Below are 23,077 nucleotides of genomic sequence, written 5' to 3'. Positions count from 1 at the left end.
CGACTGCGGAGCCCCTGATCGGTTGGTTCCCGGCCATCCGGCTCGCGAGGCTGGCTGTCGGATCGCTATTGCAGGTTGCGACTGGCGCCATCATTGGCGAGAGTGCTGGCGGACCAGAGGTTCAACCGATGGACTTCAGGCGGCGGAAGAAATCCAATCGGGCATGCACTTGGCGGTTGCCCGGATGGTCTTTCGGCCTGACCCGAAGCCCTGCCGCCCGAAGGTCATCCATGAGGCGTCGTCAGAGCACGCGAACACGGAGGACCGCCTGACGTGAGAAAGTCGGATCGCGCGTGACGGTGTTGGATCGTTGCTATCAGCTCGCGCTGTGGTGCGCCTTCCAGGGCTTGCGGGCCTGGTGGTTCATCAGGCGTCCGAACCAGCACGGCGCCCTCGCCATGATCTGGTTCGAGGACAGAGTGCTTCTGGTCCGCAACTCCTATCAGCCCCGCTGGTCTGCACCGGGCGGCTCGGTCGAGCGGTCCGAGAGCTCACGCGATGCTGTCGTGCGTGAGATCGGGGAGGAAATCGGCATTCAGGTCAGCGGTGCCGAGTTCAGGTTCGTGCGCGATGTCGAGTTCAAGTTCAGATACCGCCACGACCGCGTGAGCCTGTTCGAGTGGCATCCGTCAGTGATGCCGAGCATCAAGGTCGACCACCGGGAGATCGTAGGGGCGCAGTGGTTCCCGCTCGACCAGGCGTCACGCCTCCCCCTGCCGCCTCACCTGGCGGATTACTTTGCGCGGCTGACGGGTTCCGGCAATTGCCCCGGCCCTCGCGGGGCGGGCTGACGTGGCGCACCGCAGGGACTCCAGGACGCGAACCGATGAGCCAACTCCGGGATGGCATCGCCCAAGCCCTTGCGACGGCGACGGACTGCATCCAGGCCTGCGAGCCGGGCGCGAAGGAGCTTTCGTCCCAGGTCCCGCGCCGGCTCGACCGGCCCTCTCGGTTCCTCGATGCGCACCCCGGGATACGGAAAGTTCGACGTCCGCTCATGGAGCGCATGAGCGCGATGGCCGAACTCGACGATGCGACGGTGGATGCTCGTCGGAGATCCGAGGCGACCGCGCGCAATCTGACGCTTCCAGCCCTCGCCGATCTGCTTGTGACGACGCTCTCGAACGGGCGGGCCTCGGAAGCTGCCGACCGCTTCGGACAGCTCGGCAAGCCGATCCAGCCAAGGTTCGACGACAGCCACCGGCGAAGGGGCACCTGAAATGAAACGGCTCACATTGGCTGCCTTGATCGCGCTTGCTCCTGGCGTCGAAGCCCTCGGCCAGGGAGCGCGGGACGTTCCGATCCAACGGGACCTCAACCGCATGGATCGGATCGATCGGCGCCTTGATCGGAGCAGGCCTCCACCGGTCGACCCGAATGTAACTCCGGACAATCCGGACGGTGTCGTCGGCTTCGATGGCCCACCAGGCACCTACGGCGAAGATGTGCTGGACAGTGGACCGCTTCCGCCAGGCTCTCCCGCCGATGCCGATGACGACTGAGCTGCCGGCGGGCGGCTTCCGCGAAATCCGCCCTGAAAACTTCAACGCGAAGGAATACCGAACATGGGCCGGGGGCTGAGCGCCTTCCTGATCGTGGTGGCTTGCACCGGCGGTGCATCGGCTCAAGTGGATGCCCGGTCCGAGAAGATCGACGGCTTGCTGCGCATCGTGGGCGCGCAGGCCGGCATCGTCCTCTACTGCGGCAAGTTCTACACGGTCGACCAAACGGTCTCGGACGCCCTGTCCCGTACCGTCCGCAAGACCCTCGACAAAGCACTCGGCCGTAAGCAGGCGCAGGCTGCCATCGACCTGGAGGGCGCTCGTGTCAGCAGCGAGATCGAGCGCGTCGGCGTGGAGGAGTGGTGCGCCGATCAGCGCGAGATCCTCAACGCCGACGGCACACGCATCTTCCGCGATTGATCTCGATCCGTGGTCCAGCCCTGCGATGGCCGGTCGAGGACGCATTGTCTGAATCGGCGCTTCAGGTAACAGCGCTCCACCCATGGTAGTAGGGCCGACGGCGCCGCCGCGGCCTGCGGCCGCTTCTCACCCCTCCGGCGTCCCAGCAGGATCGCGCATGCGCACAGCAACCGTCATCACCGGCATCTGCCTGTCCCTGTCGCTCTCCTGCGGGGCGTTCGCACAAGCCGCGCCGCCCGCCGCGAAGCCGGCGGCCGCGGCGCCGGATGCCGACACCCTGAAGGCGGCACGCGAGGTCGTGACGCAGATGCAGGGCGACCGCGCTACCACGCTCAACGCGATGGCCGCCCCCATGACGGGCATGATGCAGCAGATGGGCATCCGCGAGCCGGACCGCGCGCAGACACTCGTGCAGGAGGTGCTGCTGCCCATGCTCGGCGCGCACTACGACGAGCTCCTGGACGTCCAGGCCCGCAGCTTCGCGAGCGTTCTCGGCAAGGAGGACCTGCAGGCCGTGAGCGCCTTCTACGCGTCGCCGGCGGGCCGCCGCCTGGCGGCCGCGCAACCGCAGCTCGCGCAGGCGCAGATGACGGGCGTGAGCCAGTGGATGGCCGGCATGATGCCCGAGATGCAGACGAAGATCGCCCAGGCGATCAAGGCGCACGGCTGGGCCGCCGGCGGGAAGGCCCGGTAGCGGGGCGGGCGGAGGGACGTCCACCGGGTCAGGTGTCGACCGCGGCGCGAACCTCGTCCTCGCTGACCGCCTCGGCCCTGTCGAGCTTGCCGAGCGTCGGGTTGTCCGCCACGCCGTGCCGTCCTCAGCTGAGACGACGCGGAAGCTGCAGGCTGAGGCGCGTGCCCTGCCCGACAACACTGTGCATGGCGACGCTGCCCTCGAGCCGGTTCACGATGAGGTTGTGGACGATGTGCAGGCCGAGGCCGGTGCCGCCGCGTGCGCGCGCCGTGGTGAAGAACGGATCGAACACCCGACCGAGATGATCGGGCTGGATGCCGACCCCGTCGTCGACGACGTCGATGAGCAGACGCATACCCTCCGACGTCACCGTGATCGTTACGTTGCCGCCCTGCCGCTCGCGCAGGCCGTGATCGATGGCATTCTTGATCGCGTTGGAGAGGATCTGGGCGAGGATCCCCGGATAGGTGTCGAGGACGATGTCGGCCGGGCAGATCGCGACGATCTCGTGCCGGCCAACCCGCGCGAGGGCACGCAGGCTCTTCAGCAGTTCCTCGATCCAGGCCCCGAGGTCGATCTCGCGCCGCTCGTCCAGGACCTGATCGGCCGCAACCTGCTGGAAGCTGTAGAGCAGGTTGGAGGCCCGCAGCAGGTTCGTGCTCAGGAGGCGGGCCCCCTCCCGCATCCGATGGGCGTAGTCCAGGAGGCGCGAGCGTGAGAGCCGGTTCTCGCCGACCAGTTGCTCGAACTGGGCAGAGTCGGCCTCGACCTGCGTCGAGGTGGTCAGGGCGATCCCGAGCGGTGTGCTGATCTCGTGGGAGACGCCGGCCACGAGTTCTCCGAGCGAGGCCAGCTTCTCCGCGCGGATGAGATCGTCCTGCGTCTGGCTGAGCCTGGTCAGCGCCTCGTCGGCACGTTGCGCTGCGTTCCGCCAGCCCTCCTCGCTGTAGCGCAGGCGCTCGGCCGCCGCCTCCCGCTCGGTGACGTCCCGGTCGATGCCCCGGTAGCCGATGAGGTTGCCGTCCGATCCGAGCAGCGGGATGCCGCTCGTCTCCAGGACCAGGATCCGGCCGTCACGGCAGCGGTTACGGTTCAACAGGTGTGAGAAGGCTCGCTTCTCGGCGACGATCGCGGCGAAGTCCGCCCCCACCCGGGCCGCCTCATCCTCCGGCATGAAATCGAAGGGGGTGCGTCCGAGCATCTCCGCCGGCTCGTACCCGAGGAGCGTGAGGCAGTGGCCTGAGACGTAGGTATAGCGACCTGCCGCATCGACCTCCCAGATCCAATCCGAGTTGAGGTCGAGCATCCCACGCAGCCGCTCGACCTCTCGCTGAAGGGCCGAGAGTTCGGCTCCCGCAGCGCTCGCTTCGGCGGCCTCGTGCGAGCGTTGTCGGAAGGAGGGCGACATTCAGCTGAAAACCGAGGCTCGGAGGCCGAGCATAGCCACATACGCGAGAGCGCTTACCAGAACGGCTTGATCCTGTTGAGGGTGGCGCGGTCCGGAGCTCGGCGGGTGCGGGCATCCGGAAATCAATGCGTGTTTCAGGGCGGCCGGTGTCATCGACAAGAAAGGTTGAGCCGGCTCTGCGCTTGACCTGACAGCCTCGCGGCCGCGACCAAGCTACCTGCGGCCGCCCCTTTCCTGACAGGGTGAATGCCGGGCGCGAGCCGAGGTGCGGCCGTGGAAAGCGGCGCGCAACAATCGACGAAATCGACGCGCAACCGAGCTTAACCATAACCTCGTCTCAAGACAGCCGATGCCGGCTGATCAAGCGAGGGGATGATCGATGTTCCGGCCTGTTGCGAAATCTCTCTCCATCCTCGATCGCGTCGCTGCCATCTCGATGATGGCAAGCCTGTCACTGGCCGTGGTCGAGTACATGCGACTGCTGGCCCTGCCCGCTCACTTCGTGTGACGTGCGGTCCTCAACCCTGTTCAGTTCAATGTGCACGGATCAGCTCGGCTGACGTCGCGAGCCTGCGGTGTCCCCCGGTCTCGCCGGATCGTCATCGACGTCGAACTGAGCCGCGGCACATGCGCTCAGATCCTGCTCGCCCGTCCGGCACACCGAGGCCGTCCGGCCGTAGCGGTCGGTGTCGCGCAACTCGCACACGACGTTTGCCGCGCCGATGTGATCAGCCAGCACGAAGGCGCAGGACACGTCATTGCTCCGTGACGAGCATCACGGTTGCCCGGCATCGTTTCGCACATGGTCACGCTCACAACCGGAGCGCAGCCATGTCACGTCGGAAGCTCAGTCTGCTGCTCCTGCTTCTCGTTGCGGACGTGATCGCGGTGGAGGGGCGAGGCCCGCGTCCGAGCTCGATCGTACCGCCGGACGCAGCGGAGGCGGCCTATCAGGTGCGACGGTACGAGTGGTTCCACGACTGATCCGACCGCGACCCATTTGCCGCTCGGCGCCGCGTCGCTGCCCGTCACGGCATTGCCGCCGCAGTCGCCATCGATCGCCCCGCGGGTGACGTGTCGGAAGCCGCCGGCCTGCCCGCTGAACGCGTCCTGCGGCGGGGAAGTCACCGGCAGCCCTCGGCAGACATAGGCCTGCTCGGATATGGTCGAAACTAAGCTTTGGCTTCGCGCAGCAGGTTGGGCACCTCACCCGCGATCTCCCGAGCCAGAAAGCCTATCGGGCCGACCGACGCTGCCAATCGCTTCCCAGCCTCCCCGTGCAGGAAGACGCCCCACAGGGCAGCCGGCATCGGGGCGACGCCGCGTGCAAGCAGCCCGACGATCAAACCAGCCAAGGCATCTCCAGAGCCCGACGTCGCCAAGCCGACGCCGCCGCCTTCGTAGAGCCAGCGTGCGCCGCGTGGCTCGACGATCCAGGTTCGTGCGCCCTTCATGACGACCACCGCCTGCAAAAGGTCTGCCGCACGGAGGGCCGCGTCGAGCGGATCCGCCTCCACCGACTCCCGGCTCATGTCCAGAAGCTGCGCCATTTCACCGGCATGGGGCGTAATCACCGTCCGGCCGGCACAGGCCCGAACGTCGTTCGAGCGCGCGCCGAGGCCGCAAACGGAGGCGGCGTCGAGGACGAAGGAAGCGGAACGCTGCACCTGAAGCAGGCCCACCGACAGTTCAGTGGTCGCATCGCCCTCGACCATGCCGGGCCCGACCAGGAGGGCATCGCACCCGCCTGCAAGCTTTGCTAGCTGATCCGATGCGCTCCCCGTGTCAAAGCCGCCCTCCGCGTCCTCGGCGAGGCCAATGACCATCGCCTCGGGTACCGCCAGCGCCATCACAGCGGCGACGCTCTCGACGGTCGCGATCTTCAATTTCCCCGCGCCTGCGCGCAGCGCCGCCACGCCAGCCAAAAAGGCGGCTCCTGCGACGGACCTCGAGCCACCGACAACCAGAACGCTGCCGCGCTCGTCTTTGCTGCCCTCCTTTGGTGTCGGTAGCGGGCAATGCCGCAGGCACTCGGCGGTCAGCGTTGGGTGGGGCGTCATCGGGCGGTCACTTTAGCGTCGGGCTCGGAGGTGACCGGCGCCCCAGCCGCTGCCACGGGTGCCACGAAATTATAGCGCTCCAACGCCAACGTGCCGGTGGTCCCCTCACGCGGCCTGAAGGCGTACTCCGTCACCGAGCAGTTCGCGACGTCCCCCTCCGCGTCGATGGCGAGGATCTCCGCCTCGGTGAGCTCTTCCAGCAGGTAGCGCAGGCAGAGCACGACCACCTGGTGGGCCACGATGAGGACACGCCTCTCGCCGTGGTGGAGAGAAACGGTGTCCAACGCACTCCGCAGCCGCAGGATGACGTCGCACCAGCTCTCGCCGGATGGCGGGCGATGGTAGAACTTGCCCAGGCGGTGCCGCATTTCGGCCTGCTCGGGATGCAGTTGCTCGACGCCTGTCCGCGTCAGTCTGTCGAGGATGCCGAGTTCCTTCTCACGAAGTCGCTCGTCGACCACGTGCTTCAGCGCGTCCGGAGCGAGGCCGCCGGCGATTCGAATGCGGTCCGCGGTCTGCCGAGCGCGAAGGTAGGGCGAGGTCAGCACTGTCTCGGGGCGGTTATCCGACGGCATGTCCGCGAACCAGCGTCCGACCGCATCGGCCTGCTGTTCGCCACGCGCGCTGAGTGAAACATCGACATCCCGTTCCGCAATGTCGATCCGCGCGAGCCTGGCGCCGTGCGCAGCCTCGGCAGCGACGTTGCCGGCGCTCTCGCCGTGACGCACAATCCACAATCGGCTCGGCCAACGCTGCTGCATGTGGTGCCTGACCCTCACGACCTGTGCGGCAACGCCCACCAACCTTGCCGGTTCGGCGGTCTTTTGAGGAGAGCTACGGTCGGATGCTCGCGCAGGACAGCGCGAACGGCTGTGCGACGCTGTGCAAGACGATGTCCGCTTCGGCGATGCCTACAGATTTCGTCGAATGGCCGAGATGGGCGACAGCGAGGACGCCGGCCCTGATGCGCCTGACAGCCGGATCGCCTGTTCGATCCGGCAGAGGCTCCGGCAGCGCATCCGCGGGCCCCGAAACGAATGCGCGAGACGAGTGGTCCTTCGGCAACGGCCTGGCGTCCTACGTCAAGGACGATGCATCCTGACATCCGATGCCACCCGGCAGGCCAGGCGCCCGCCAGGGGATCGGCTCGAACGAGCGCCCGAGCGCCTCGAGAAACTTCTCCGTCCTCGCCGCGCGCGACCGCCGCTCCGAGCCGAGCAGGGCGACGACGGGTGCCGACGGCAACGCATAACCGTCGAGCAGGCGCGTCAGTCGCCCCGCCCGCAGGTCGTCCGCGATATCCCATTCCGAACGGACGATGACGCCGAGGCCGGCGAGGGCCCAGCCCCGCACCACCTCACCGTCGTTGCTGACCAGGCCCGCATCCACCCGGACGCGCGCCTCGCTGCCGTCCACCGCGCGGAAGCGCCAGAGCGTCACGTCCTCGTCGTTCTCGCGCAGCGCGATGCAGGCGTGGTCCCGCAACTCGGCCGGCGTGCGCGGGGCCGGATGCCGGGCCAGGTAGGCGGGTGCCGCGCACAGGATGCGGTCGTTCGGTGCGAGGGCGCGCACGGTCAGGCTCGGGGTCGCGTCCCGGATCTCGCCGACGTGGATCGCGAGATCCCAGGTCTCGGCCGGGATGCGGCCCAGGCGGTCGGAGAGCAGCAGATCGATCCTGACGCCGGGATGGCGGACGCGGAACGCCGCCGCGACCGGGGCCACGTGGCGGCGCCCGAAGCCGAGGGGCGCGACGATGCGCAGGTGCCCGGTCACCCGCCCAACTCGCTCGGCGAGGGCGTCGTTGAGGTCATCGAAGCCTCCGAGAAGGGCGCGGCCGCGCTCGGCGAGCAACTCCCCCTCGTTGGTCAGCGTGAGGCCGCGACCGGACCGGTCGACCAGGTGAACGCGCAGCCGCTTTTCCAGGCCACGCAGCCTCTGCGTCACGGCGGGCGCGGTCACGTTCAGGCTGCGGGCGGCGGCGGCCAGGGATGGGCTGGCCGCCACCGTGACGAAGAAGCGGAGATCGTTCGTATCGAGCATTAAGGCGGACCTTAATCCAGGATGCGGGACAGATTAATGGCGTCGCCTTGACCGCCGTGGTCTTTCAGGCTGGGCCAGCGAGGGAGGCGCCGACATGCTGGGCACCGGACCAGATATGCACTTGCCCACCGCGGATGCCGGAACGGCATCGCTTCCCCTGTCGACGCCGTGCCTTCTTCTGGACGAGGCGCGTCTACGGGCGAACATCGCGGGGATGCGGGCGCATCTCGACGGACTGGGGGTGGCCTTCCGGCCGCATCTGAGGACCGCCAAATCCCTCGACGTGGCCCGGCTGGCGATGAGCGGTCAGGCCGGACCGGCAATGGTCTCGACCCTGCGCGAGGCCGAGTACTTCGCCGAGGGCGGGGTGCGGGACATGATCTACGGCGTCGGCATCGCTCCGGGGAAGCTCGACCGCGTCGGCGCGATCCGGCGACGGTGGGGGGCGGACCTCGCCGTAGTGCTCGATTCGCTCGAGCAGGCGGAGGCGGTGGCCGCCTGGGCTTCGCAGGCGGCGGATCGCCTGCCTGTGCTCATCGAGGTCGATGCCGACGGGCATCGATCCGGCGTGAAGCCGGCGGATGCAGCCTCGCTGCTGGCGATCGGGCGCGCGCTCGGCGCGGGCGCGGAACTGCGCGGGCTGCTCCTCCATGCCGGCGACAGCTACGGCCTCAGCGATCCTGAGGCTCTCGCCGCGGCTGCGGAGCAGGAGCGCGCGGCCGCGGGGACGGCGGCCGCCCAGCTGCGCGGCGCGGGCCTGCCGTGCCCGGTGGTGAGCATCGGCTCGACGCCGACCGCGCGCTACGCCCGGGACCTCGCCGGCGTCACCGAGGTCCGCGCCGGCGTGTTCATGTTCGGCGACCTGTTCCAGGCCGGCGTCGGCTCCGTCGCGATCGACGACATCGCGCTCAGCGTGCTCGCCACGGTGATCGGACACCGCCGCGACAAGGGCTGGATCATCACGGATGCCGGCTGGATGGCGCTGTCGCGCGACCGGGGCACGGCCCGGCAGGCGGTCGACCAGGGCTACGGCCTGGTCTGCGACCGCGCCGGCCGGCCCTACCCGGACCTGATCGTCGCCGACGCCAACCAGGAGCACGGCATCCTGGCCCTGCGGCCGGGTTCCGGCGCCGTCCCACCCGACCTCCCCATCGGCGCCCAGGTGCGGATCCTGCCGAACCACGCCTGCGCCACCTGCGCCCAGCACGATCGCTACCACGTCCTCGATACCGACGGGCGGGTCGGTGCCGTGTGGCCGCGGATCAACGGCTGGTAGGCGCTGCCGGCCATCGTCGGGCGCGCGGCGGAGGGGAGCCGGCCCGTGCGGAAGGAGATGCCCCCCATGACGCCCCAACGGTTCGACGCCGTCCTGTTCGATCTCCTGACGGCCCTGCTCGACAGCTGGTCCCTGTGGAACGCGGTCGCCGGCGACGCGGGGGCCGGAGGCCGGTGGCGGGCGGAATACCTGCGGATCACCTACCGGACGGGATCGTACCGGCCCTACGAGGCTCTCGTCGCCGACGCCGCGGAGGCGGTGGGGCTGCCGCGCCGCCTCGCGGCCGACCTCGAGGACCGCTACGGCGAGCTCGAACCCTGGCCGGGGGTGACCGAGACCCTGCGGACGCTCGCGGGCCGCTCCGTGCGGCTCGGCGTCGTGACCAACTGCTCCGAACGGCTGGGCCGCATCGCCGCCGATCGCGTCGGCGTCGCGTTCGACGCCGTCGTGACGGCGGAGCGGGCCGGATTCTACAAACCGGATCCACTTCCCTATCGGTTGCGGCTGCAGGCGCTCGGGGTCGAACCGGCGCGCTGCCTGTTCGTCGCGGGCTCGGCGTACGACCTCGTCGGGACGGCGCAGGTGGGCCTGGCGACGTACTGGCATGATCGGGTGGGCATGGCAGCTCCCATAGGCGTCGTGCCCCCGCTGGCGCACGAGACCACGCTGGATGCGCTGCGCAGCTTGTTCGATCGAGGCGCGTGAGAGGTCGCGGGAGATCTAGGACCGTTACAGACCGGACCGTCCTGGCCGATGCGCTCGGCGACCGATCGGCGGATCCCGCGTCCTCCGATCGTTCAACGCGAACGCGTGCCGACAGATGAAAATCCAGGGGCGGCGTGGGGCAGGATGTGGCTCAGCGGACACGATCCACAAACATGGGTTTCGTGAGAGGCGCACGCGAAGCCGAGGGAGGAGAACTGAATGCGGTGGAAATGCAAGTTCGACTAACACCTTGGAAAAATCATTGTAACCATTCCAGAATTCTGAGTTTAGACGTATTCAAAATCTCCGCTGTTGCCGCAAGATCACGCAGACAGGTAGTGAAGCGTCGATCGCCGGACTTTTTAAGCGGAACCTCGTGAGATGTGCGCAGCTATTGGTAGTGTCTGCGAACGCTGGAATTGTCAGTTCGTTCTGATGGCCGGTGTCGCATCCGCCGCCCTCGTTGTCGGCATCGTCTCCGTGCAGGCGCAGGCCTCGAAGCCGCCCGGCACCTCGAATGCACCGTCGCTCGTCGGGGCCGCGCAGGCGGGTTCGGTGATCCTCGACGAACTGTCCGTCGAGGGTCAGCAGCCGACCTTCGGGACGACGGGCTTCGTCGCGACCCGCTCGACCGCCGGCATGAAGGGCAACGACTCGATCCTCGAGACGCCAGCGACCGTCAGCGTCATCACGCGCGAGGAGCTCGACGTGCGCGGCGTGCAGGATCTCAACACCGCGGTGGCCTACACGCCCAACATCCAGGCGGTCGACTATCCGGGCGGCCAGGGCGGCCCGACCTTCACCCTGCGCGGCTTCAACGCCAACAACTTCGACAACGTCTACGAGGACGGCCTGCGCTACGGCTTCAATTCGTTCGACCAGAACGTCGAGCCCTACGCCTACGAGCGCATCGACGTCATCAAGGGGCCGATCTCGGTCCTTTACGGCGCCGGGCAGCCCGGGGGCATCATCAACCTCGTCTCGAAGCGCCCGAGCTTCGTCCCCTTCAACGAGGTCTTCATCCAGGGCGGCAACCGCAACCGGATCCAGGCCGGCTTCGACCTGACCGGGCCGGTAGAGGGCGCACCGCAATTCGCCTACCGGGTGACGGGCCTCGTCCGCAACGCCGACAGCCAGTTCCGCTACACCCCGGACGACCGCACCTTCATCGCGCCGGCCCTCACCTGGCGGCCGGATGCCGACACCTCGCTGACCGTGCTCGCCAAGTATGCCGAGTTCCGCGGCGGCGGCTCCGAGCAGAGCCTGCCGATCGTCGGCTCGCTCATCCCGAGCGCCCGCGGATTCTACCAGCGCGACCTCTTCGTCGGCCAGCCGAACTTCAACACCGGCCTCCTGGAGAACAAGGAGATCGGCTACGTCCTCGATCACACCTTCGGGCCGGGATGGCTGCTGCACTCGGCCTTCCGTGCGTTCGAGACCACCTCGAAGTTCGATGCGGTCGGCGCCTCGCCGGGGTTCACGCCCCCGAGTTTCCTGGCGGTCGCGGTCTTTCCGTACCTGCGCGACCAGTCGAGCCAGGGGCTGCTCGCCGACAATCACGTCGAGGGCCAGTTCGCGACGCTCGACGTCCAGCACAACGTCGTCTTCGGCGTCGACTTCCAGAACTACTATCGCCGCGACGCGCGGACCTATCCGAACGGGTATCCGACCGCCGCGGCCAACCGCCTGATCGACCTCTACAATCCCGTCTACAACCTCGCCATCGCCTTCCCGCAGCGCACGAACTTCTCGGCGCGCGCCCTGCAGCAGCAGACCGGACTCTACTTCCAGGATCAGATGAAGTGGGATCGCTTCATCCTCACCGGGAGCGTGCGCAACGACTGGGTCGACCAGGAGATCCGCAGCACCTTCAACTTCCCGAACCTGCCGGTCCCGACGCTCAACCGGACCACCGTCGACCAGCAGCGCTTCTCGGCGCTGAGCTATCGCGTGGGCCTCGGCTACGAGTTCGACTTCGGCCTCGTGCCCTACGCGTCCTACTCGACCTCCTTCAACCCGCAGATCGCGGGTCAACGCGCCGACGGCTCGGCCCTCAGCCCGCGCGAGGCGACCCAGGTCGAGGGCGGCGTCAAGTGGCAGCCGCCGGGCAGCAACGCCCTCTACACCGCCTCGTACTTCGAGATCACCCAGACCAACATCCCGCTGGCCGACCCGCTCAATCCCGGCTTCTTCATCCAGACCGGCGAGGCGGTCGCCAAGGGCTTCGAGCTGGAGGGCAAGGCCAACCTCTTCGAGGGCTTCAACCTGATCTTCGGCTTCGCGCATCTCGACACGCGGGTGACGCGGAACCCGTCCGATCCGCGGCTGGTGGGCAACCGCCTGGCGAACGCGCCGGAGAACACCGTGTCCCTGTTCGCGGACTACACCTTCCCGCTCGCGTCGCCGCTCGGGGGCCTGCGCGCCGGGGCCGGCGTTCGCTACGTCGGCTCGCGCACGGACGCGACCAACGTCGACTTCATTCCCGGCTACGCGCTGGTCGACGCCTCGCTGAGCTTCGACCTCGCCCGGCTCGATCCTGCCTGGAAGGGCGCGAGCCTGTCGATCAACGCGACCAACCTGTTCGACCAGCGCTACTACACCTCGGGCTTCTACACCGGCTACGTCTTCGAGGGCTTCCGGCGCAGCGTGTTCGGAACACTGGCCTATCGCTGGTAGGAGCACCGGCCTTGGCTGAGCGCGCGCGTGGACGGAACGGGGCGGGAAGCACCGTCGTCGCCGGGGCGACGGCCCCGCGCTTCACGGCCTCGCGCACGTTCCGGATCAACCTCTGGCTGCACCGCTGGTGCGGGCTGATCGCCACACCGTTCTTCCTCGTCCTGTGCCTCACCGGCACGGTGCTGATCTTCCACGAGGAGATCGATGCCTGGACGGGAGCCGAGCCGGCGCTGGAGGCGACGGGTGATCCGATCCGGTCGCTCGACAACCTCGTCGCGGCGGCGCAGGCGTTGCACCCGGGCAAGCGCATCGTCGCGGTCGATCTGGACGAGGATCACCCGGAGCACCTGACGGTCAACCTCGCCGAACCGGGCGCGCGCGCGCTGGCCGGTTCGCAGCCGGTCGTGCTGGACACCCGGACGGGCGCGGTCCTGCCACGCCCGGACCCACGGACGACCGTGACCGGCATCCTGCTGACCCTGCACGCCAACTGGTTCCTCGGATTGGCCGGACAGCTCGCGGGCGGCGGCGTCGGCCTTCTGGTGACGGTCTGCCTCGTCTCCGGCATCGTCGTCTACGGCCCCTATGTCAGGGGCCTCGCGTTCGGTGCGATCCGGCGCGGGCGGGGCGAAGCGCTGCGGCAGCGTGACCTGCATAATCTGATCGGCGTCGCCACGTTCGGCTGGACGGTGCTGGTGTCCGTCACGGGCATCGCGCTCGCCCTCGGCGGCGTCGCCCTGATGGCCTGGCAGGCAACGGAGCTGCGCAGGCTCACGGCGGCCTACGTGGCGACGGAACGGACGGTCGGCGAGGGCGCGACACCCGCGGCCTCCCTCGACGCGATCCGAGGCGCCGCGGAGGCCGCGCGCACCGGCTGGCGCGCCACGCTGATGATCTATCCAGGCACAGCATTCTCGACCGACCAGCATTTCACGGTGCTGCTGACGGGGCCGACCGGTCTGCAGAAGCGCGTCTTCGAGATCGCCCTCGTCGATGCGCGCACCGCCGGCGTGGCGGAGGTCGCCGAGCTTCCCTGGTACCTGACGCTCGTCAGGCTCTCGCAACCTCTGCATTTCGGCGATTACGGAGCATGGCCGCTGAAGGTCCTCTGGAACCTGCTGGCCTGGGCCGCCCTCTTCATCACCGGCAACGGCGCCTGGCTGTGGTGGACGCGGGCCCGGCCGCGGCGTGTCCGACGGCGCGCGGCGGGCGCGGTATGACCCGGCTCGCGACGGCTTGGCAGAGGCGCCCGCTGGCGTTCGTGCTGAGCCAGGCGAGCCTGACGATCATCGGCCTCGTCGCGATGCTCGCGGAGGGCGGCATCTGGAAGCCCCTGGGCTTCGTCTGCGCGTGCCTGCCGTTCGTGCTGGCGGGCCTGAGCTACAGGCGGCAACGCGCGCCATGAAATGCGCGGCGTCCTGGATACCGTCGGAATTCAGCCCCGTGATCGGCGTGCGCCGCGCAGTCCGGCTCACGGAGCTCGTCCGGCAAGGAGACCCGCGACCGTTGCACACCGGTTGCCGGGATAGGCCGTCCGCTTCTCCGCCCGTCTCACGCGCCTCCTGCCGGTTTCGAGGTCGAGCGCTACGACCGAGACGTGGTAGCCGCGGCCACCCTGCTCGATCGCCATGACCCAACGATCGCCGTTGCGCCACACCTCCATCAGGCGCCGCGTCGGAATCCCGGGCTGCACGATATCGCTCGGGTTGAAGGGGCCACCCGGCCAGGACAGGGGACCGAACCGCTCGCGGATCTCGGTCGACACCGCAGCGGGCAGATCCTCGGCGGGGATTCGGCCTGCGATGCGGCACTCAGGCGACGTGTCGGCTCGAACGGACGGGACGGCCGCGAGGGCCGCGACGAGCAGGATGGCGTGTCGCGTTGCCGTCATGGAGCTTTTCTGCCGAGAGACCTGGCCCAACGGGCCGCGAGGAACAGCGCGCGCCCCAACCAGACCAAACCGGTCAGCGCCATGAAGGGAAACGTCACGAGCATCAGCCATCCGCTCACCGCGAAGCTGTAGAGAACGGTCCCGACATCCAGTCCGAGGATGAGGCAGGGATGGGCGTTGCCTTCGTCCAGGCGGCACTCCGCCAGGCTGCTGACCAGAATCGCGATCGTCAGCAGGATCGCGGGAAGCCAGATGACGATGGTCGCGACCGCGAGCGGGAACCCTCGCCACCGCAGCAACCGCGCGGCCGGACCCCAACGTCTCATTGGGGTCGCAGCCTCGATGCGGAACCGACGCCCAGCGCGCCGAGCACCGCGAGGATGCCGAGGAGCAGCATCAGGACCGAGTAGTATTGCATCGGGATCCAGAAGAGCGTGTGCCTGCGACGCAGGATGACCCTTTGTCCGGTCGTCGGGTCGATGAGCTCCCGGCCCTGTCCGCCGTTGAGCCGCGTCCCGACCCACCCGTTGACGGCGGCCGCGGCGAGCCAGCCGACGATCAGCCCGCTCTGGGCCGGAAGGCCCAGTCGGGCAAGGAGTGGATCGAGAAGTACGCCGGCCACCATGCCCAACCCTCCGAAGAGGACCGGCAGGAACCCCCAACCCGACCAGATGATCATCGCTTCATCGCTCCCCTGTGTCTCGGCAGCCCCCGGTGCCGCCCAACAGCCATGAACCATCCAGAGCCGGTTTCGCGATGTCGGCATCCCGACGCCCGCGGGCGCGCCCTGGTCCGGATCGTCGCCGCGGGCTCGAACCGGTGGCTCGGGATGGCCTTTATGGCCGGCCGGGCCGCGAACGGCTCGTTCCGCACGCCGGGTAAACGTGGTCCCGCGTCTCCGACCCACCCTGTTCCCGATCCCGACGCAGTCCTATCCTGTGCTCATGATGCTGCGCGGCGCGATACATGCGGCCCGGGCGGGGTGGCCGGACTGATGCCGGACCGCCGCGCCGCGAGCGAGAGGCCGCCCCGGGGTGCCCCGCGGGAGCCGGTGCCGGACGAGGGTCGCATCGACCTGCCCGTGGCGCGCCGACGCCTGCTGGGCCTGTTCGCGGCCGCTGCCGTCTTCATCGCCGGGATCGTCTTCACGCTCGCGTCCGGAGCCGGACCCGTGGCCGCGGTCGTGCTCGTCGGCGGCGGTGCCTTCTTCGGCCTCGGCGCCCTCGCGGCGTTGCGCGACCTGCTGCGGCGAGGCCCCGTCGTGTCGGTCTCGGCGCATGGCATCCTCGATCGGCGGCTCTCGACGGACTGGATCCCGTGGTCGGCGCTCGACCACGTGAGCGAGGCCGGGATCGGCGCCCAGGCCTTCCTCCGCCTCCACCCGCGGGCCGACCGCGATGCGACGCTGCCCTGGACGCGCCGGGCGCGTCTCACCGCGCGCCTCAACCGCATCCTGGGCGGCGGCTACTGGGTGCCCGGCCAGGGCGTGCAGGGCGGCATCCCGGCGATCCTCAACGCCATGGCGCAGGTGCGGGGCAGGCGGCGTCGCTAGGGTCGGTCCAGGAGAAGTCGCGACCGGACCGCCCCTACGGACAGTCCGGTGCGTCGGGAACCGCCTCGAACGCCCGGGGTCCCGGTCCGGCGCGGGGGCGGTCGACGAGGCGGACCGCGACGCGGCATCCCCCCGCCCGCACGTGGAAGCGCCCGTCCTCCGTGCGCTCGACCGCATCGATGGGGCGATCCCCGAGGACGCGCGCAGCCGCCTCCAGTACGGCCTGGAACGCGCGGACGCGTTCCCAGGACGGAGGCAGGGCGGCCAGGGCGGCCGGCGGCTGGAGGAGCGGCAGGAGGAGGAGCCCGGCCGCGGTGAGGGGCCGGCGCAGCGGGACGAGCATGGCCGACCGCCTCACCGCTGGGGCGTGAAGGCGGCGTCGCCCACGAAGACCATGTCGCGGTCGATCGCCGGCGGATCCCCGTGCGAGGCGAAGGCGAAGAACAGGCGCCGCACGCGCCCGTCCGCCGCCGTCAGGGTCAGGGTGTGGCGGTCGAGGGCGTAACGCCCGCCCTCCGGCGCGCGGCGGCTGGAGACGGCGGAGCCGACGCCGCTGGTCGCCCCCGAGTTCGTGGCGCCCACCGAGCCACCCCGGCCGTAGGTTCCGTCCGCCCGGAAGTCGTACTGGTTCGAGACCGCGATCATCACGTCGCCGCCCAGCGCGGTGTTGCCGCCCCCCGACAGGTTCCGGTAGCTGCGCGCGACCGTCTCCCCCGCGCCGGCCGGGAAGGCGCGGAAGAAGCTGCCGTCCTGGAGCTTGTAGGATTCCGCGCGGCCCCGATCGTCGGTGAGCGCGAAGGTGTCGCCGGCGCGCGTCCAGCAGCCGAACCGGCGGGGCTTGGCGACGCGCTCGGCGGGCAGGTCCACGTCCTCCAGCGCCGCCGACGCGACCTCGTAGGAGGTGCCGTCGCGGAACAGGATCAGGGGCTCGAAGCGCAGGATCATCATGCCGCCGACCCCGAGGCCGTAGGCGGCGCGGAAGTACACGCCCTCGACGGCTGTCCAGTTCTCCGGGAAGCGCGGCACGGCCGGCAGGTCCGGCTCGGGCGGTATCGCGCGGGCGGCGCGCGTCGGAGCCGCGGCGACGGGCGCCGCCGCCCGGGCCGGGCCGGCCCGCGGCACCAGCCCCGCATCCGTCAACGCGAGGGTGCGCAGCGTCGCCGGCGCGAGGACGTCGCTCGGCAGCGTCGCGAGGAAGCGCGGCAGCGTGCCCGCGCGCTTGGCCGCCTGCCAGCCGGCGTGGTGCAGGACGGCGCGGAGCTTCACCTCCTCCGCGAAGGCCGCGCGGGCGGCGGGCTGCGACAGGGGCGGCTTGCCGGCGAGGGGCGCCGCGAACTGGCGGCGGATGGCCCGCAGCGCCGCCGGGCTCGGCTCCGCCGTTGCGTCGTTGGCGACCATCCATTGCAGGGCGACGAACGCGGCGAGCACGTCGCCCGCATCGGTCTCGCGCAGCTCGGTCCCGTCGAGGAAGCCGCGGAAGATGGCGTCGTAGTCGTGGCGCGCGAGTTCCCGTGCCACGGCCGCGGCCCCGAGGGGATCCGTGGACTGCATCCGCCGCACCCGCTGCGCCACCGTGCGGGCGCGCAGGTCGGGCGTCGAGGCGAAGGGCAGGTCCGGTCCCGCATCCGCCGCGCCGGGCTCCGGCGTCGGTCCGGCGCGGTCCACCTCCGGCGACCGGGCGTATCCGGGCGCGGTCTCTCGGAGGCTGTCCGGTCCCAGCGCCTGTGCGGCGACGGGGGCGGGTATCAGGAGGAGGAGCCCGAGGGCCCCGAGGCGTCCGCGCATGCGCATCTCCCCAGGTCGGCGGTGTGGGCGGGCCTCAGCGGACCGCGAAGACGGCGGCCGGCGCGCCATGGCGCCGGCCCCAGCCCTCCCAGGCGACGTCGGTCGGCCCCACCGCGAAGTCGACGACCCGCCAGCCGCTTCCGTCCCGGCGCAGCAGCGCCGCGTAGTCGCTCGAGTCCAGGTCGTCGGCGGCGCGGCGGAGGGCCCGGCCGTCCGGCCGCTGCATCCGCGCGAAGAGGAAGGCCCAGCCGCCCTCGCGGTTGAGGGCGTGAACGACGAACTGCACGGGCTCGCTGCGGCCGGCCTCGGCCGGGCCGCGCGCAGCGTCGAGGAGCGCGCGGCGCTCCGGCCCCTGCGGCGTCGCGGTGCGATCGGGCGGCGACGGTGCACCCCCGTCGCCGCAGGGACGCCAGGCGCGCTGGGCGCCCAACTCTCCTGGACGCCCGTAGCACCAGCCTGCGGCGGCGAGGCGGCTGTCGAGGGCGTCGCGCGCCGTGCAGGCGGCCTGCGTGCGCGGGTCGTCGCCGCTGCCGCCCCGGCAGAGGCCGTTGAGCGCGGTCCACTCCCGCAGGAGTCTCGGGACCGCCTCGGCACGGGCCGGCGGCGGGGCGACGACCGACAGGGCGATGATCGCGCCGGCGAGGACGGTTCGCATGCTCAGCTTCCTCCGGCTCTCAGGGGTGTCGCAGCCGCGGCGGGCGGCCCTGCGGGGTCGTTCCGCTGCGCATCAGTCCAGACCCGCGAAGTCGGCGAGTTCGGTGGCACGGCGCTCTCCGTGGATCCTGAGGCAGGTGAGCACGGCGTGGTTCCGGCCGGTGCCGCCGGTGAAGGCGACGGGAACCTCGCCCTCGCAGCGAGCCCGGACGTAGGACCGCCACGCCCGCTGCGTGCGCTCCAGTGCCTCGAGGGCCTCCGGCCGGGTGCCGGCCGCCTCGATCGTCCCGCTCCGGGCGATGGCCGCACGGGCCTTGGCGAGTCCTGCGCGCACGCGAGCCTCGCTGCGATCGGCAAGCCTGGACAGGCAATCGATCGCGTCCTCGGCCTTGGCACAGGCGGGCGTCTCGCCGGGAATATCGGTGGGGCCGGCCGCCGCCGGCAGGCCCGCGAGGCACAGGAGCGCGACGGCGCGGCTGCGAGACGGGGTCACGGCCGCGTCACCGCAGCGCCAGGGAGGCGGCCACGCGCTCGATGCCGTCCAGGGCCCGCGCCTGGTCGGGGCCGGCGACGCCCACGAGGCGCAGGTAGCCGGACTGGGCGAACAGCATCGTCTGCGTCACGCGCAGCGGACGCCCGGACCGTGCATCCTTGGCGGTGCCCTGCAGGCGCACGACCGTGGCGCCGTCGCGGGCCGAGCGGTCCTCCCCGGTCACCGCCACGTCCTTGATCTGCGGCAGGCCGCCCAGGAAAGCCTTGCGGGCGAGGGCGCCCTCGCCGCCGGCGGGCACCGAGACCTGACCCATGGAGGGGGTGACGATGGCCAGGGCCTGGGTTCCCTCGGGGTCCACATCCTTCGGCCCGTCGGTCAGCAGGAGGCTGCTTCCCATGAATACGCGCACGGGGCGCAGCCCACCGAGATCCCCGACCCTGTAGGGCAGGCCGGCGATCTGGTCGGACAGGCTCGCGGGCGCCCGGAAGCCGATGGTGCGCAGGGCGGCCTCCACCGCCGGCGCCGGCACCTGGGCGTCGGCCGATTGCGGCACCTGCACGGTCACGAGGCCGGTGCCCGGGGCGCCGCGGACGATCGCGACCCACTTCGCGTAGGTCTGGCCGTTCGCGGCCTGGCTGCCGCGCAGGATGCGGCCCTCGCCGCCCGCCACGGGGAGCGGCTCGCCGGCCCCCTTGGCGGCGAAGCCCGTCGCGCGCAGGGCCTCGGGCGTGAAGCGCTCCACGAGCTGCGGGTAGGCCTCGGGCGGCATCTCGGCGATGAGGATGGAGGCGCCGGACCGGTGCTCGAAGCCCGCGAAGGTCTGCGAGGGCGTCATGCCCGTCGGCGGCACGAGGCCGACCGAGGCGTTGGTGGGAAAGACCGGCTCGGCGGCGCGGGCGGCGAGCGGCGCCGCGAGCAGGGCGAGGAGCGCGGCGAGCCGGAGGACGGGGCGGGTCGGACTGGGGTGAGCCATCGGCGGGTCCCTGACAGGTTCGCGGTGGTCAGCGCGTCGCGACGCGGCGCACGACGATGGTGTTGCCGGAGAACTGGACCTGCCCCGGCGCGCTCATGTGGTCGAGCATCAGGCGCAGGTTGCGGGTGAGGCGGGCGGCGTCGGAGCGGGTCTCGTACCAGTACTCGGCCGAGGAGCCCCCGGCGCGCACCGTGCGGTGGTGCTCGTAGCAGCGGAAGGCCGCCATGTACTCCTCGGCGGCCTGCACCTCCTGGGGCGAGAAGCCGTCGAGGCGCACGCTGTAGGCGGTGGGCAGGCCGCCGCAGCCCTCGCCCCCCGCGGCCGGGGCGCCCCCGGCCAGCGGCGCGGGCGACGCTCCCTCGCCCGCCGGCGCCCCGGCATCCGCCCCGCGGCGGGGCGCGACGAAGCCGTCGAGCTTCGCCGTCAGCGCGGCGGCGACGTCCCCGGCGATCGTCCTCGCCTCGGCCCCGACCCGCTCCAGCAGGCACTCGCGGTCGCAGCCCTGCGGCAGGGGCGGAAGCTGCAGGCTCGCGACCTCGAACGAGCCGAGCGACTGGCCCGTCCGGACGTTGAGCAGCCGGCCGGGAATGCGCACCTGCGGGCGCACGATGTCCGCGTAGGCGGACTTCGAGGCCGAGGCGTAGATCTGGAAGATCGCCACCACGTCCAGCGGCGGGTTCGACACGGCGCGGGCGACCTCGATCAGCTCGGCGTCCCGCCGCCTGACGCGGTTCGGCTGCGTGAAGCCCATCGCGACCGCGGTCTCGTCGTAGACGTTGTAGCCGCGCAGGTTCATCGTCTCGGAGAGTTCGCCGATGACGCGCTGGAAGATGCGGTTGCCGCGCGGGACGGCATCCTCGTCGGCATCCTCGCCCATCACCACGATGTTGGGCTTGGGCTGCGCCAGCGCGGGCGCGGCGGACAGGGCGAGGACGAGGGCGAGGCCGGCCGATACGGCGGCGGAGAGCGTGCGCATGAGGTTTAGGCTCCTGTCTCGGGTCTCATGGGGCGGCGGATCATCAGTCGGCGCAGGGCAGCGGCGTCGGGGCCGCGTCGAAGTCGTCGAGATCGAGGGCGACGCGGCGCCGGGGATCGGCAAGGTCGCGCCCGGCGCAGGCGTCGAAGGCGACGGGCTCGCTCCACGAGCCCAGGGATGCGGCCCGGGGCGCGATCAGGCTCACCTCGACCCGGCGGTTGACCCGCGCGAGCGGCGCATCCGGATCCTTGAGCCGGCCGGGGCCCCAGCCGTGCACGCGCAGGCGGGCAGGGTCGATTTCGTAGGTCGCGACGAGGTGCGTCCGCACGGCGCGGGCCCGGGCGAGCGACAGGCGTCGGTTGTAGCCCCAGCCCCCCGCCGCGTCGGTGTGCCCGGCGATGAGGAAGCTCTGGCGGGCGAGCACGCCCGAACGCAGCGCCTGACCCAGGGGCTCGAGCTGGATGCGCGCCTCCGGCGTCAGCCGCGCGCTGTCGTAGGCGAAGAACACGGTGAGATCGACGGCGCGGGCGGCGTCGACCCGGATCGGCGCGCCCCCGTCGGCGGGGGTCACGGCGAGCGGCCTGGCGGGCGCGCCCGGATTGCCGTCGGCGAAGGGGGCGAGCGAGCGGATGATGGCGGTGGCCGAGGGGTTGGCGGCGCGCGCCTCCTCGGCCTCCGCGGACACGTCGCGGGACGGGGGCAGTTCGTCGCGGACAGACGGCGCCGGTGCCCCGGACGCGGTGCCCCGCTCGCCCGGCACCTCGGTGAGCGGACCCGCCGAGGCCGGCTGCGCCGCGAGCAGCACCGCGACGGCCAGGATCAGGCTGGGGCGGGGCGCGAAACCCTTGCGCATGGCGTAACTCCTCGTCGCTGCGGGCCGTGCCTCGGCCCCTCGTGCCCCCTCCATGGGGCTCGCAGAGCGGTTTTCGCCGCTGGCCGGCCTCACCGGCCCCGCAGGATCGCGTTCATCCCGTCGGTATCGAGGGGACCGCCCGCGGGCGGGGCGGCGGCGGCGGCGGCTGGCGGAGCCGCCGGTGGGGCCGGCGTCGAGGTTTTGGCGACCGGGCGCGCCTGCGCGGCGAGGGCCTCGGCGAGGACGCGGCTCTTGCCGAGGATCGCGGCGAGCCGCGTGGCGCCGTTGAAGCTCGTCGCGTCCTTCGGGTCGAGGCCGCCCTCCTTGTGGAGGGCGACGCCCGCATCCGCGTCGAACATCAGCGAGCCCGACGACCCCCCGAGGGTGTCGCAGCGATGGCGCAGGTCCGGCCCCTCGGCCTGGTCCTTGAGGGCGAAGCAGCGGAAGCGGCTCATCACCTTCGGCCGCCCGAGCGGATGGTGGATCACCAGCATCGAGCGGTTGCCCGGGACGGCCTCGCCGGACAGTCGCACCGACCCATACGTCGCGGTCGGGTGCCCGGCGACGCGGGCGATGGCGTAGTCGAGGCGCGGGTCGAACTCGACGGGGCGCGGGTCGATCTCGAAACGCCGCGCGCCCTTCCCGTCGAGGGTCAGGTAATCCATCAGGATCGAGGCCTTGACCGGCCTGAGGTCGCCCGATTGCGGCAGGCAATGGTGGTTCGTGAGCACGTAGTCGCCCGCGACGAGCTCGCCCGTGCAGGAGGCCCCGGCCGTCTGGCCGCTCGACCCGTTCCGCATCACGATGTCGACTCGGCCGATCGGGCGGGCCAGGGCCGCAAGCGTACTGCTCGGGTCCAGCTCGGCGATGGGCTCGAACGCGCCCTTGTTCTGATCGACGTAGGCCGCCGCATCGCCGGTCGTCTGGCGCAGGGGCAGCTGCGCCTTGCCGTAATCGGCGGGATCGAAGCCGACGCTCTGCGCCCGCGCCCCTCCCGCGGCGCAGACGGTCAGCGCGACGAGCGTGGCGAGCCGCGCGCAGCGCCTCCGGTGGCGGGCCTCAGCCATTCCTCTCCTCCTCCCCATGTCCTTCCGGCGACGCACGCATGCATCCGCGCGA

General features: G+C 70.9%; 28 protein-coding genes. 12 read left to right on the top strand and 16 right to left on the bottom strand.

What is annotated here, in order from left to right; translation table 11 throughout:
• Positions 1–293: 293 nt before the first annotated feature.
• The 4 genes from ACLBXP_RS09340 (at position 294) to ACLBXP_RS09325 (ending at position 2,616) form a co-directional block, all read left to right on the top strand.
• Positions 294–791 carry an NUDIX domain-containing protein gene (locus tag ACLBXP_RS09340; RefSeq protein ID WP_447667364.1) on the top strand — a complete coding sequence of 166 codons (498 nt, stop codon included), beginning with the start codon at positions 294–296 and terminating at the stop codon, positions 789–791.
• A gap of 35 nt (positions 792–826) precedes the next feature.
• Positions 827–1,219 (top strand): hypothetical protein, encoded by a 393-nt coding sequence (locus tag ACLBXP_RS09335; RefSeq protein WP_447667363.1) that lies wholly within the window; start codon positions 827–829, stop codon positions 1,217–1,219.
• Positions 1,220–1,565: 346 nt separating this feature from the next.
• Positions 1,566–1,922, top strand: coding sequence for a hypothetical protein (locus ACLBXP_RS09330; RefSeq protein WP_447667362.1), 357 nt, complete (start codon positions 1,566–1,568; stop codon positions 1,920–1,922).
• 157 nt (positions 1,923–2,079) lie between these two features.
• Positions 2,080–2,616 (top strand): DUF2059 domain-containing protein, encoded by a 537-nt coding sequence (locus tag ACLBXP_RS09325; RefSeq protein ID WP_447667361.1) that lies wholly within the window; start codon positions 2,080–2,082, stop codon positions 2,614–2,616.
• 124 nt (positions 2,617–2,740) lie between these two features.
• Here ACLBXP_RS09325 and ACLBXP_RS09320 read toward each other — a convergent pair whose 3' ends face one another.
• Positions 2,741–4,024 (bottom strand): sensor histidine kinase, encoded by a 1,284-nt coding sequence (locus ACLBXP_RS09320; protein ID WP_447667360.1) that lies wholly within the window; start codon positions 4,022–4,024, stop codon positions 2,741–2,743.
• A gap of 379 nt (positions 4,025–4,403) precedes the next feature.
• On the opposite strand from ACLBXP_RS09320, the gene ACLBXP_RS09315 reads away from it, so the two are divergent.
• Complete coding sequence (locus tag ACLBXP_RS09315) at positions 4,404–4,532, top strand: hypothetical protein (RefSeq protein WP_447667359.1); 129 nt, start codon at positions 4,404–4,406, stop codon at positions 4,530–4,532.
• Between the two features lie 39 nt (positions 4,533–4,571).
• Here ACLBXP_RS09315 and ACLBXP_RS09310 read toward each other — a convergent pair whose 3' ends face one another.
• Complete coding sequence (locus ACLBXP_RS09310; protein ID WP_447667358.1) at positions 4,572–4,778, bottom strand: hypothetical protein; 207 nt, start codon at positions 4,776–4,778, stop codon at positions 4,572–4,574.
• Between the two features lie 77 nt (positions 4,779–4,855).
• Here ACLBXP_RS09310 and ACLBXP_RS09305 point away from each other — a divergent pair, with 77 nt between their 5' ends.
• A complete protein-coding gene (locus ACLBXP_RS09305; protein ID WP_447667357.1) occupies positions 4,856–5,008 on the top strand; it encodes a hypothetical protein in 153 nt (50 codons plus the stop codon).
• Positions 5,009–5,196: 188 nt separating this feature from the next.
• Here ACLBXP_RS09305 and ACLBXP_RS09300 read toward each other — a convergent pair whose 3' ends face one another.
• The 3 genes from ACLBXP_RS09300 to ACLBXP_RS09290 form a co-directional block, all read right to left on the bottom strand.
• Complete coding sequence (locus tag ACLBXP_RS09300) at positions 5,197–6,084, bottom strand: NAD(P)H-hydrate dehydratase (RefSeq protein WP_447667356.1); 888 nt, start codon at positions 6,082–6,084, stop codon at positions 5,197–5,199.
• The gene (locus ACLBXP_RS09295; protein ID WP_447667355.1) at positions 6,081–6,845 is read right to left on the bottom strand and encodes a histidine phosphatase family protein; all 765 of its coding nucleotides are present in this window, start codon (positions 6,843–6,845) and stop codon (positions 6,081–6,083) included. Before ACLBXP_RS09295 ends, ACLBXP_RS09300 begins: the two co-directional genes overlap by 4 nt.
• Before the next feature lie 316 nt (positions 6,846–7,161).
• On the bottom strand, positions 7,162–8,124 hold the full coding sequence (locus ACLBXP_RS09290) for a LysR substrate-binding domain-containing protein (RefSeq protein ID WP_447667354.1): 963 nt from the start codon (positions 8,122–8,124) through the stop codon (positions 7,162–7,164).
• A 115-nt stretch (positions 8,125–8,239) separates the two neighbouring features.
• Here ACLBXP_RS09290 and ACLBXP_RS09285 point away from each other — a divergent pair, with 115 nt between their 5' ends.
• The 5 genes from ACLBXP_RS09285 to ACLBXP_RS09265 all read left to right on the top strand — a co-directional run bounded on the left by ACLBXP_RS09285 (position 8,240) and on the right by ACLBXP_RS09265 (position 14,186).
• Positions 8,240–9,400, top strand: coding sequence for an alanine racemase (locus ACLBXP_RS09285; protein ID WP_447667353.1), 1,161 nt, complete (start codon positions 8,240–8,242; stop codon positions 9,398–9,400).
• A gap of 66 nt (positions 9,401–9,466) precedes the next feature.
• Positions 9,467–10,105, top strand: coding sequence for an HAD-IA family hydrolase (locus ACLBXP_RS09280; protein WP_447667352.1), 639 nt, complete (start codon positions 9,467–9,469; stop codon positions 10,103–10,105).
• Between the two features lie 435 nt (positions 10,106–10,540).
• Entirely contained in the window at positions 10,541–12,781 is a 2,241-nt protein-coding gene (locus tag ACLBXP_RS09275; protein WP_447667351.1) for a TonB-dependent siderophore receptor, read from the top strand.
• An 11-nt stretch (positions 12,782–12,792) separates the two neighbouring features.
• Positions 12,793–14,001: a PepSY-associated TM helix domain-containing protein gene (locus ACLBXP_RS09270; RefSeq protein ID WP_447667350.1), complete on the top strand. Its 1,209-nt coding sequence runs from the start codon at positions 12,793–12,795 to the stop codon at positions 13,999–14,001.
• Complete coding sequence (locus ACLBXP_RS09265) at positions 13,998–14,186, top strand: hypothetical protein (RefSeq protein WP_447667349.1); 189 nt, start codon at positions 13,998–14,000, stop codon at positions 14,184–14,186. The genes ACLBXP_RS09270 and ACLBXP_RS09265 overlap by 4 nt, the downstream gene beginning before the upstream one ends.
• Before the next feature lie 66 nt (positions 14,187–14,252).
• Here the strand turns inward: ACLBXP_RS09265 and ACLBXP_RS09260 are convergent, their stop codons facing one another.
• From ACLBXP_RS09260 to ACLBXP_RS09250, 3 genes are read right to left on the bottom strand one after another with little or no spacing between them, the layout of a single operon-like run.
• Positions 14,253–14,672: a hypothetical protein gene (locus ACLBXP_RS09260; protein ID WP_447667348.1), complete on the bottom strand. Its 420-nt coding sequence runs from the start codon at positions 14,670–14,672 to the stop codon at positions 14,253–14,255.
• Entirely contained in the window at positions 14,669–14,998 is a 330-nt protein-coding gene (locus ACLBXP_RS09255) for a hypothetical protein (protein WP_447667347.1), read from the bottom strand. The genes ACLBXP_RS09260 and ACLBXP_RS09255 overlap by 4 nt, the downstream gene beginning before the upstream one ends.
• On the bottom strand, positions 14,995–15,351 hold the full coding sequence (locus ACLBXP_RS09250; RefSeq protein WP_447667346.1) for a hypothetical protein: 357 nt from the start codon (positions 15,349–15,351) through the stop codon (positions 14,995–14,997). Before ACLBXP_RS09250 ends, ACLBXP_RS09255 begins: the two co-directional genes overlap by 4 nt.
• 315 nt (positions 15,352–15,666) lie before the next feature.
• Between ACLBXP_RS09250 and ACLBXP_RS09245 the strand changes: the two genes are divergently transcribed.
• Positions 15,667–16,224 carry a hypothetical protein gene (locus ACLBXP_RS09245; protein WP_447667345.1) on the top strand — a complete coding sequence of 186 codons (558 nt, stop codon included), beginning with the start codon at positions 15,667–15,669 and terminating at the stop codon, positions 16,222–16,224.
• Positions 16,225–16,258: 34 nt separating this feature from the next.
• Here the strand turns inward: ACLBXP_RS09245 and ACLBXP_RS09240 are convergent, their stop codons facing one another.
• The 8 genes from ACLBXP_RS09240 to ACLBXP_RS09205 all read right to left on the bottom strand — a co-directional run bounded on the left by ACLBXP_RS09240 (position 16,259) and on the right by ACLBXP_RS09205 (position 23,025).
• Positions 16,259–16,567 carry a hypothetical protein gene (locus ACLBXP_RS09240; protein WP_447667344.1) on the bottom strand — a complete coding sequence of 103 codons (309 nt, stop codon included), beginning with the start codon at positions 16,565–16,567 and terminating at the stop codon, positions 16,259–16,261.
• Positions 16,568–16,578: 11 nt separating this feature from the next.
• Positions 16,579–18,009: a hypothetical protein gene (locus tag ACLBXP_RS09235; protein ID WP_447667343.1), complete on the bottom strand. Its 1,431-nt coding sequence runs from the start codon at positions 18,007–18,009 to the stop codon at positions 16,579–16,581.
• 34 nt (positions 18,010–18,043) lie between these two features.
• A complete protein-coding gene (locus tag ACLBXP_RS09230) occupies positions 18,044–18,664 on the bottom strand; it encodes a hypothetical protein (protein WP_447667342.1) in 621 nt (206 codons plus the stop codon).
• Positions 18,665–18,736: 72 nt separating this feature from the next.
• Positions 18,737–19,156 carry a lysozyme inhibitor LprI family protein gene (locus tag ACLBXP_RS09225; protein ID WP_447667341.1) on the bottom strand — a complete coding sequence of 140 codons (420 nt, stop codon included), beginning with the start codon at positions 19,154–19,156 and terminating at the stop codon, positions 18,737–18,739.
• Between the two features lie 7 nt (positions 19,157–19,163).
• Positions 19,164–20,129, bottom strand: a complete 966-nt coding sequence (locus tag ACLBXP_RS09220) for a hypothetical protein (RefSeq protein WP_447667340.1) — start codon at positions 20,127–20,129, stop codon at positions 19,164–19,166.
• Positions 20,130–20,157: 28 nt separating this feature from the next.
• On the bottom strand, positions 20,158–21,105 hold the full coding sequence (locus ACLBXP_RS09215) for a hypothetical protein (RefSeq protein WP_447667339.1): 948 nt from the start codon (positions 21,103–21,105) through the stop codon (positions 20,158–20,160).
• Between the two features lie 43 nt (positions 21,106–21,148).
• On the bottom strand, positions 21,149–21,958 hold the full coding sequence (locus tag ACLBXP_RS09210; RefSeq protein WP_447667338.1) for an OmpA family protein: 810 nt from the start codon (positions 21,956–21,958) through the stop codon (positions 21,149–21,151).
• A gap of 89 nt (positions 21,959–22,047) precedes the next feature.
• Entirely contained in the window at positions 22,048–23,025 is a 978-nt protein-coding gene (locus ACLBXP_RS09205; RefSeq protein WP_447667337.1) for a trypsin-like serine peptidase, read from the bottom strand.
• Between the last annotated feature and the right edge of the window lie 52 nt (positions 23,026–23,077).

Source organism: Methylobacterium sp. A54F (genome assembly GCF_053346035.1).
This window is presented reverse-complemented; position numbering and strand designations above follow the sequence as displayed.

What these genes read in the sequence shown, in the direction of transcription:
- ACLBXP_RS09300 (WP_447667356.1), bottom strand. Translation starts at nt 6,084, where the DNA reads ATGACGCCCCACCCAACGCTGACCGCCGAGTGCCTGCGGCATTGCCCG.
- ACLBXP_RS09305 (WP_447667357.1), top strand. Translation starts at nt 4,856, where the DNA reads ATGTCACGTCGGAAGCTCAGTCTGCTGCTCCTGCTTCTCGTTGCGGAC.
- ACLBXP_RS09295 (WP_447667355.1), bottom strand. Translation starts at nt 6,845, where the DNA reads ATGCAGCAGCGTTGGCCGAGCCGATTGTGGATTGTGCGTCACGGCGAG.
- ACLBXP_RS09290 (WP_447667354.1), bottom strand. Translation starts at nt 8,124, where the DNA reads ATGCTCGATACGAACGATCTCCGCTTCTTCGTCACGGTGGCGGCCAGC.
- ACLBXP_RS09320 (WP_447667360.1), bottom strand. Translation starts at nt 4,024, where the DNA reads ATGTCGCCCTCCTTCCGACAACGCTCGCACGAGGCCGCCGAAGCGAGC.
- ACLBXP_RS09280 (WP_447667352.1), top strand. Translation starts at nt 9,467, where the DNA reads ATGACGCCCCAACGGTTCGACGCCGTCCTGTTCGATCTCCTGACGGCC.
- ACLBXP_RS09330 (WP_447667362.1), top strand. Translation starts at nt 1,566, where the DNA reads ATGGGCCGGGGGCTGAGCGCCTTCCTGATCGTGGTGGCTTGCACCGGC.
- ACLBXP_RS09205 (WP_447667337.1), bottom strand. Translation starts at nt 23,025, where the DNA reads ATGGCTGAGGCCCGCCACCGGAGGCGCTGCGCGCGGCTCGCCACGCTC.
- ACLBXP_RS09260 (WP_447667348.1), bottom strand. Translation starts at nt 14,672, where the DNA reads ATGACGGCAACGCGACACGCCATCCTGCTCGTCGCGGCCCTCGCGGCC.
- ACLBXP_RS09240 (WP_447667344.1), bottom strand. Translation starts at nt 16,567, where the DNA reads ATGCTCGTCCCGCTGCGCCGGCCCCTCACCGCGGCCGGGCTCCTCCTC.
- ACLBXP_RS09285 (WP_447667353.1), top strand. Translation starts at nt 8,240, where the DNA reads ATGCACTTGCCCACCGCGGATGCCGGAACGGCATCGCTTCCCCTGTCG.
- ACLBXP_RS09315 (WP_447667359.1), top strand. Translation starts at nt 4,404, where the DNA reads ATGTTCCGGCCTGTTGCGAAATCTCTCTCCATCCTCGATCGCGTCGCT.
- ACLBXP_RS09235 (WP_447667343.1), bottom strand. Translation starts at nt 18,009, where the DNA reads ATGCGCGGACGCCTCGGGGCCCTCGGGCTCCTCCTCCTGATACCCGCC.
- ACLBXP_RS09275 (WP_447667351.1), top strand. Translation starts at nt 10,541, where the DNA reads ATGGCCGGTGTCGCATCCGCCGCCCTCGTTGTCGGCATCGTCTCCGTG.
- ACLBXP_RS09325 (WP_447667361.1), top strand. Translation starts at nt 2,080, where the DNA reads ATGCGCACAGCAACCGTCATCACCGGCATCTGCCTGTCCCTGTCGCTC.
- ACLBXP_RS09210 (WP_447667338.1), bottom strand. Translation starts at nt 21,958, where the DNA reads ATGCGCAAGGGTTTCGCGCCCCGCCCCAGCCTGATCCTGGCCGTCGCG.
- ACLBXP_RS09230 (WP_447667342.1), bottom strand. Translation starts at nt 18,664, where the DNA reads ATGCGAACCGTCCTCGCCGGCGCGATCATCGCCCTGTCGGTCGTCGCC.
- ACLBXP_RS09220 (WP_447667340.1), bottom strand. Translation starts at nt 20,129, where the DNA reads ATGGCTCACCCCAGTCCGACCCGCCCCGTCCTCCGGCTCGCCGCGCTC.
- ACLBXP_RS09265 (WP_447667349.1), top strand. Translation starts at nt 13,998, where the DNA reads ATGACCCGGCTCGCGACGGCTTGGCAGAGGCGCCCGCTGGCGTTCGTG.
- ACLBXP_RS09250 (WP_447667346.1), bottom strand. Translation starts at nt 15,351, where the DNA reads ATGATCATCTGGTCGGGTTGGGGGTTCCTGCCGGTCCTCTTCGGAGGG.
- ACLBXP_RS09215 (WP_447667339.1), bottom strand. Translation starts at nt 21,105, where the DNA reads ATGCGCACGCTCTCCGCCGCCGTATCGGCCGGCCTCGCCCTCGTCCTC.
- ACLBXP_RS09245 (WP_447667345.1), top strand. Translation starts at nt 15,667, where the DNA reads ATGCCGGACCGCCGCGCCGCGAGCGAGAGGCCGCCCCGGGGTGCCCCG.
- ACLBXP_RS09335 (WP_447667363.1), top strand. Translation starts at nt 827, where the DNA reads ATGAGCCAACTCCGGGATGGCATCGCCCAAGCCCTTGCGACGGCGACG.
- ACLBXP_RS09255 (WP_447667347.1), bottom strand. Translation starts at nt 14,998, where the DNA reads ATGAGACGTTGGGGTCCGGCCGCGCGGTTGCTGCGGTGGCGAGGGTTC.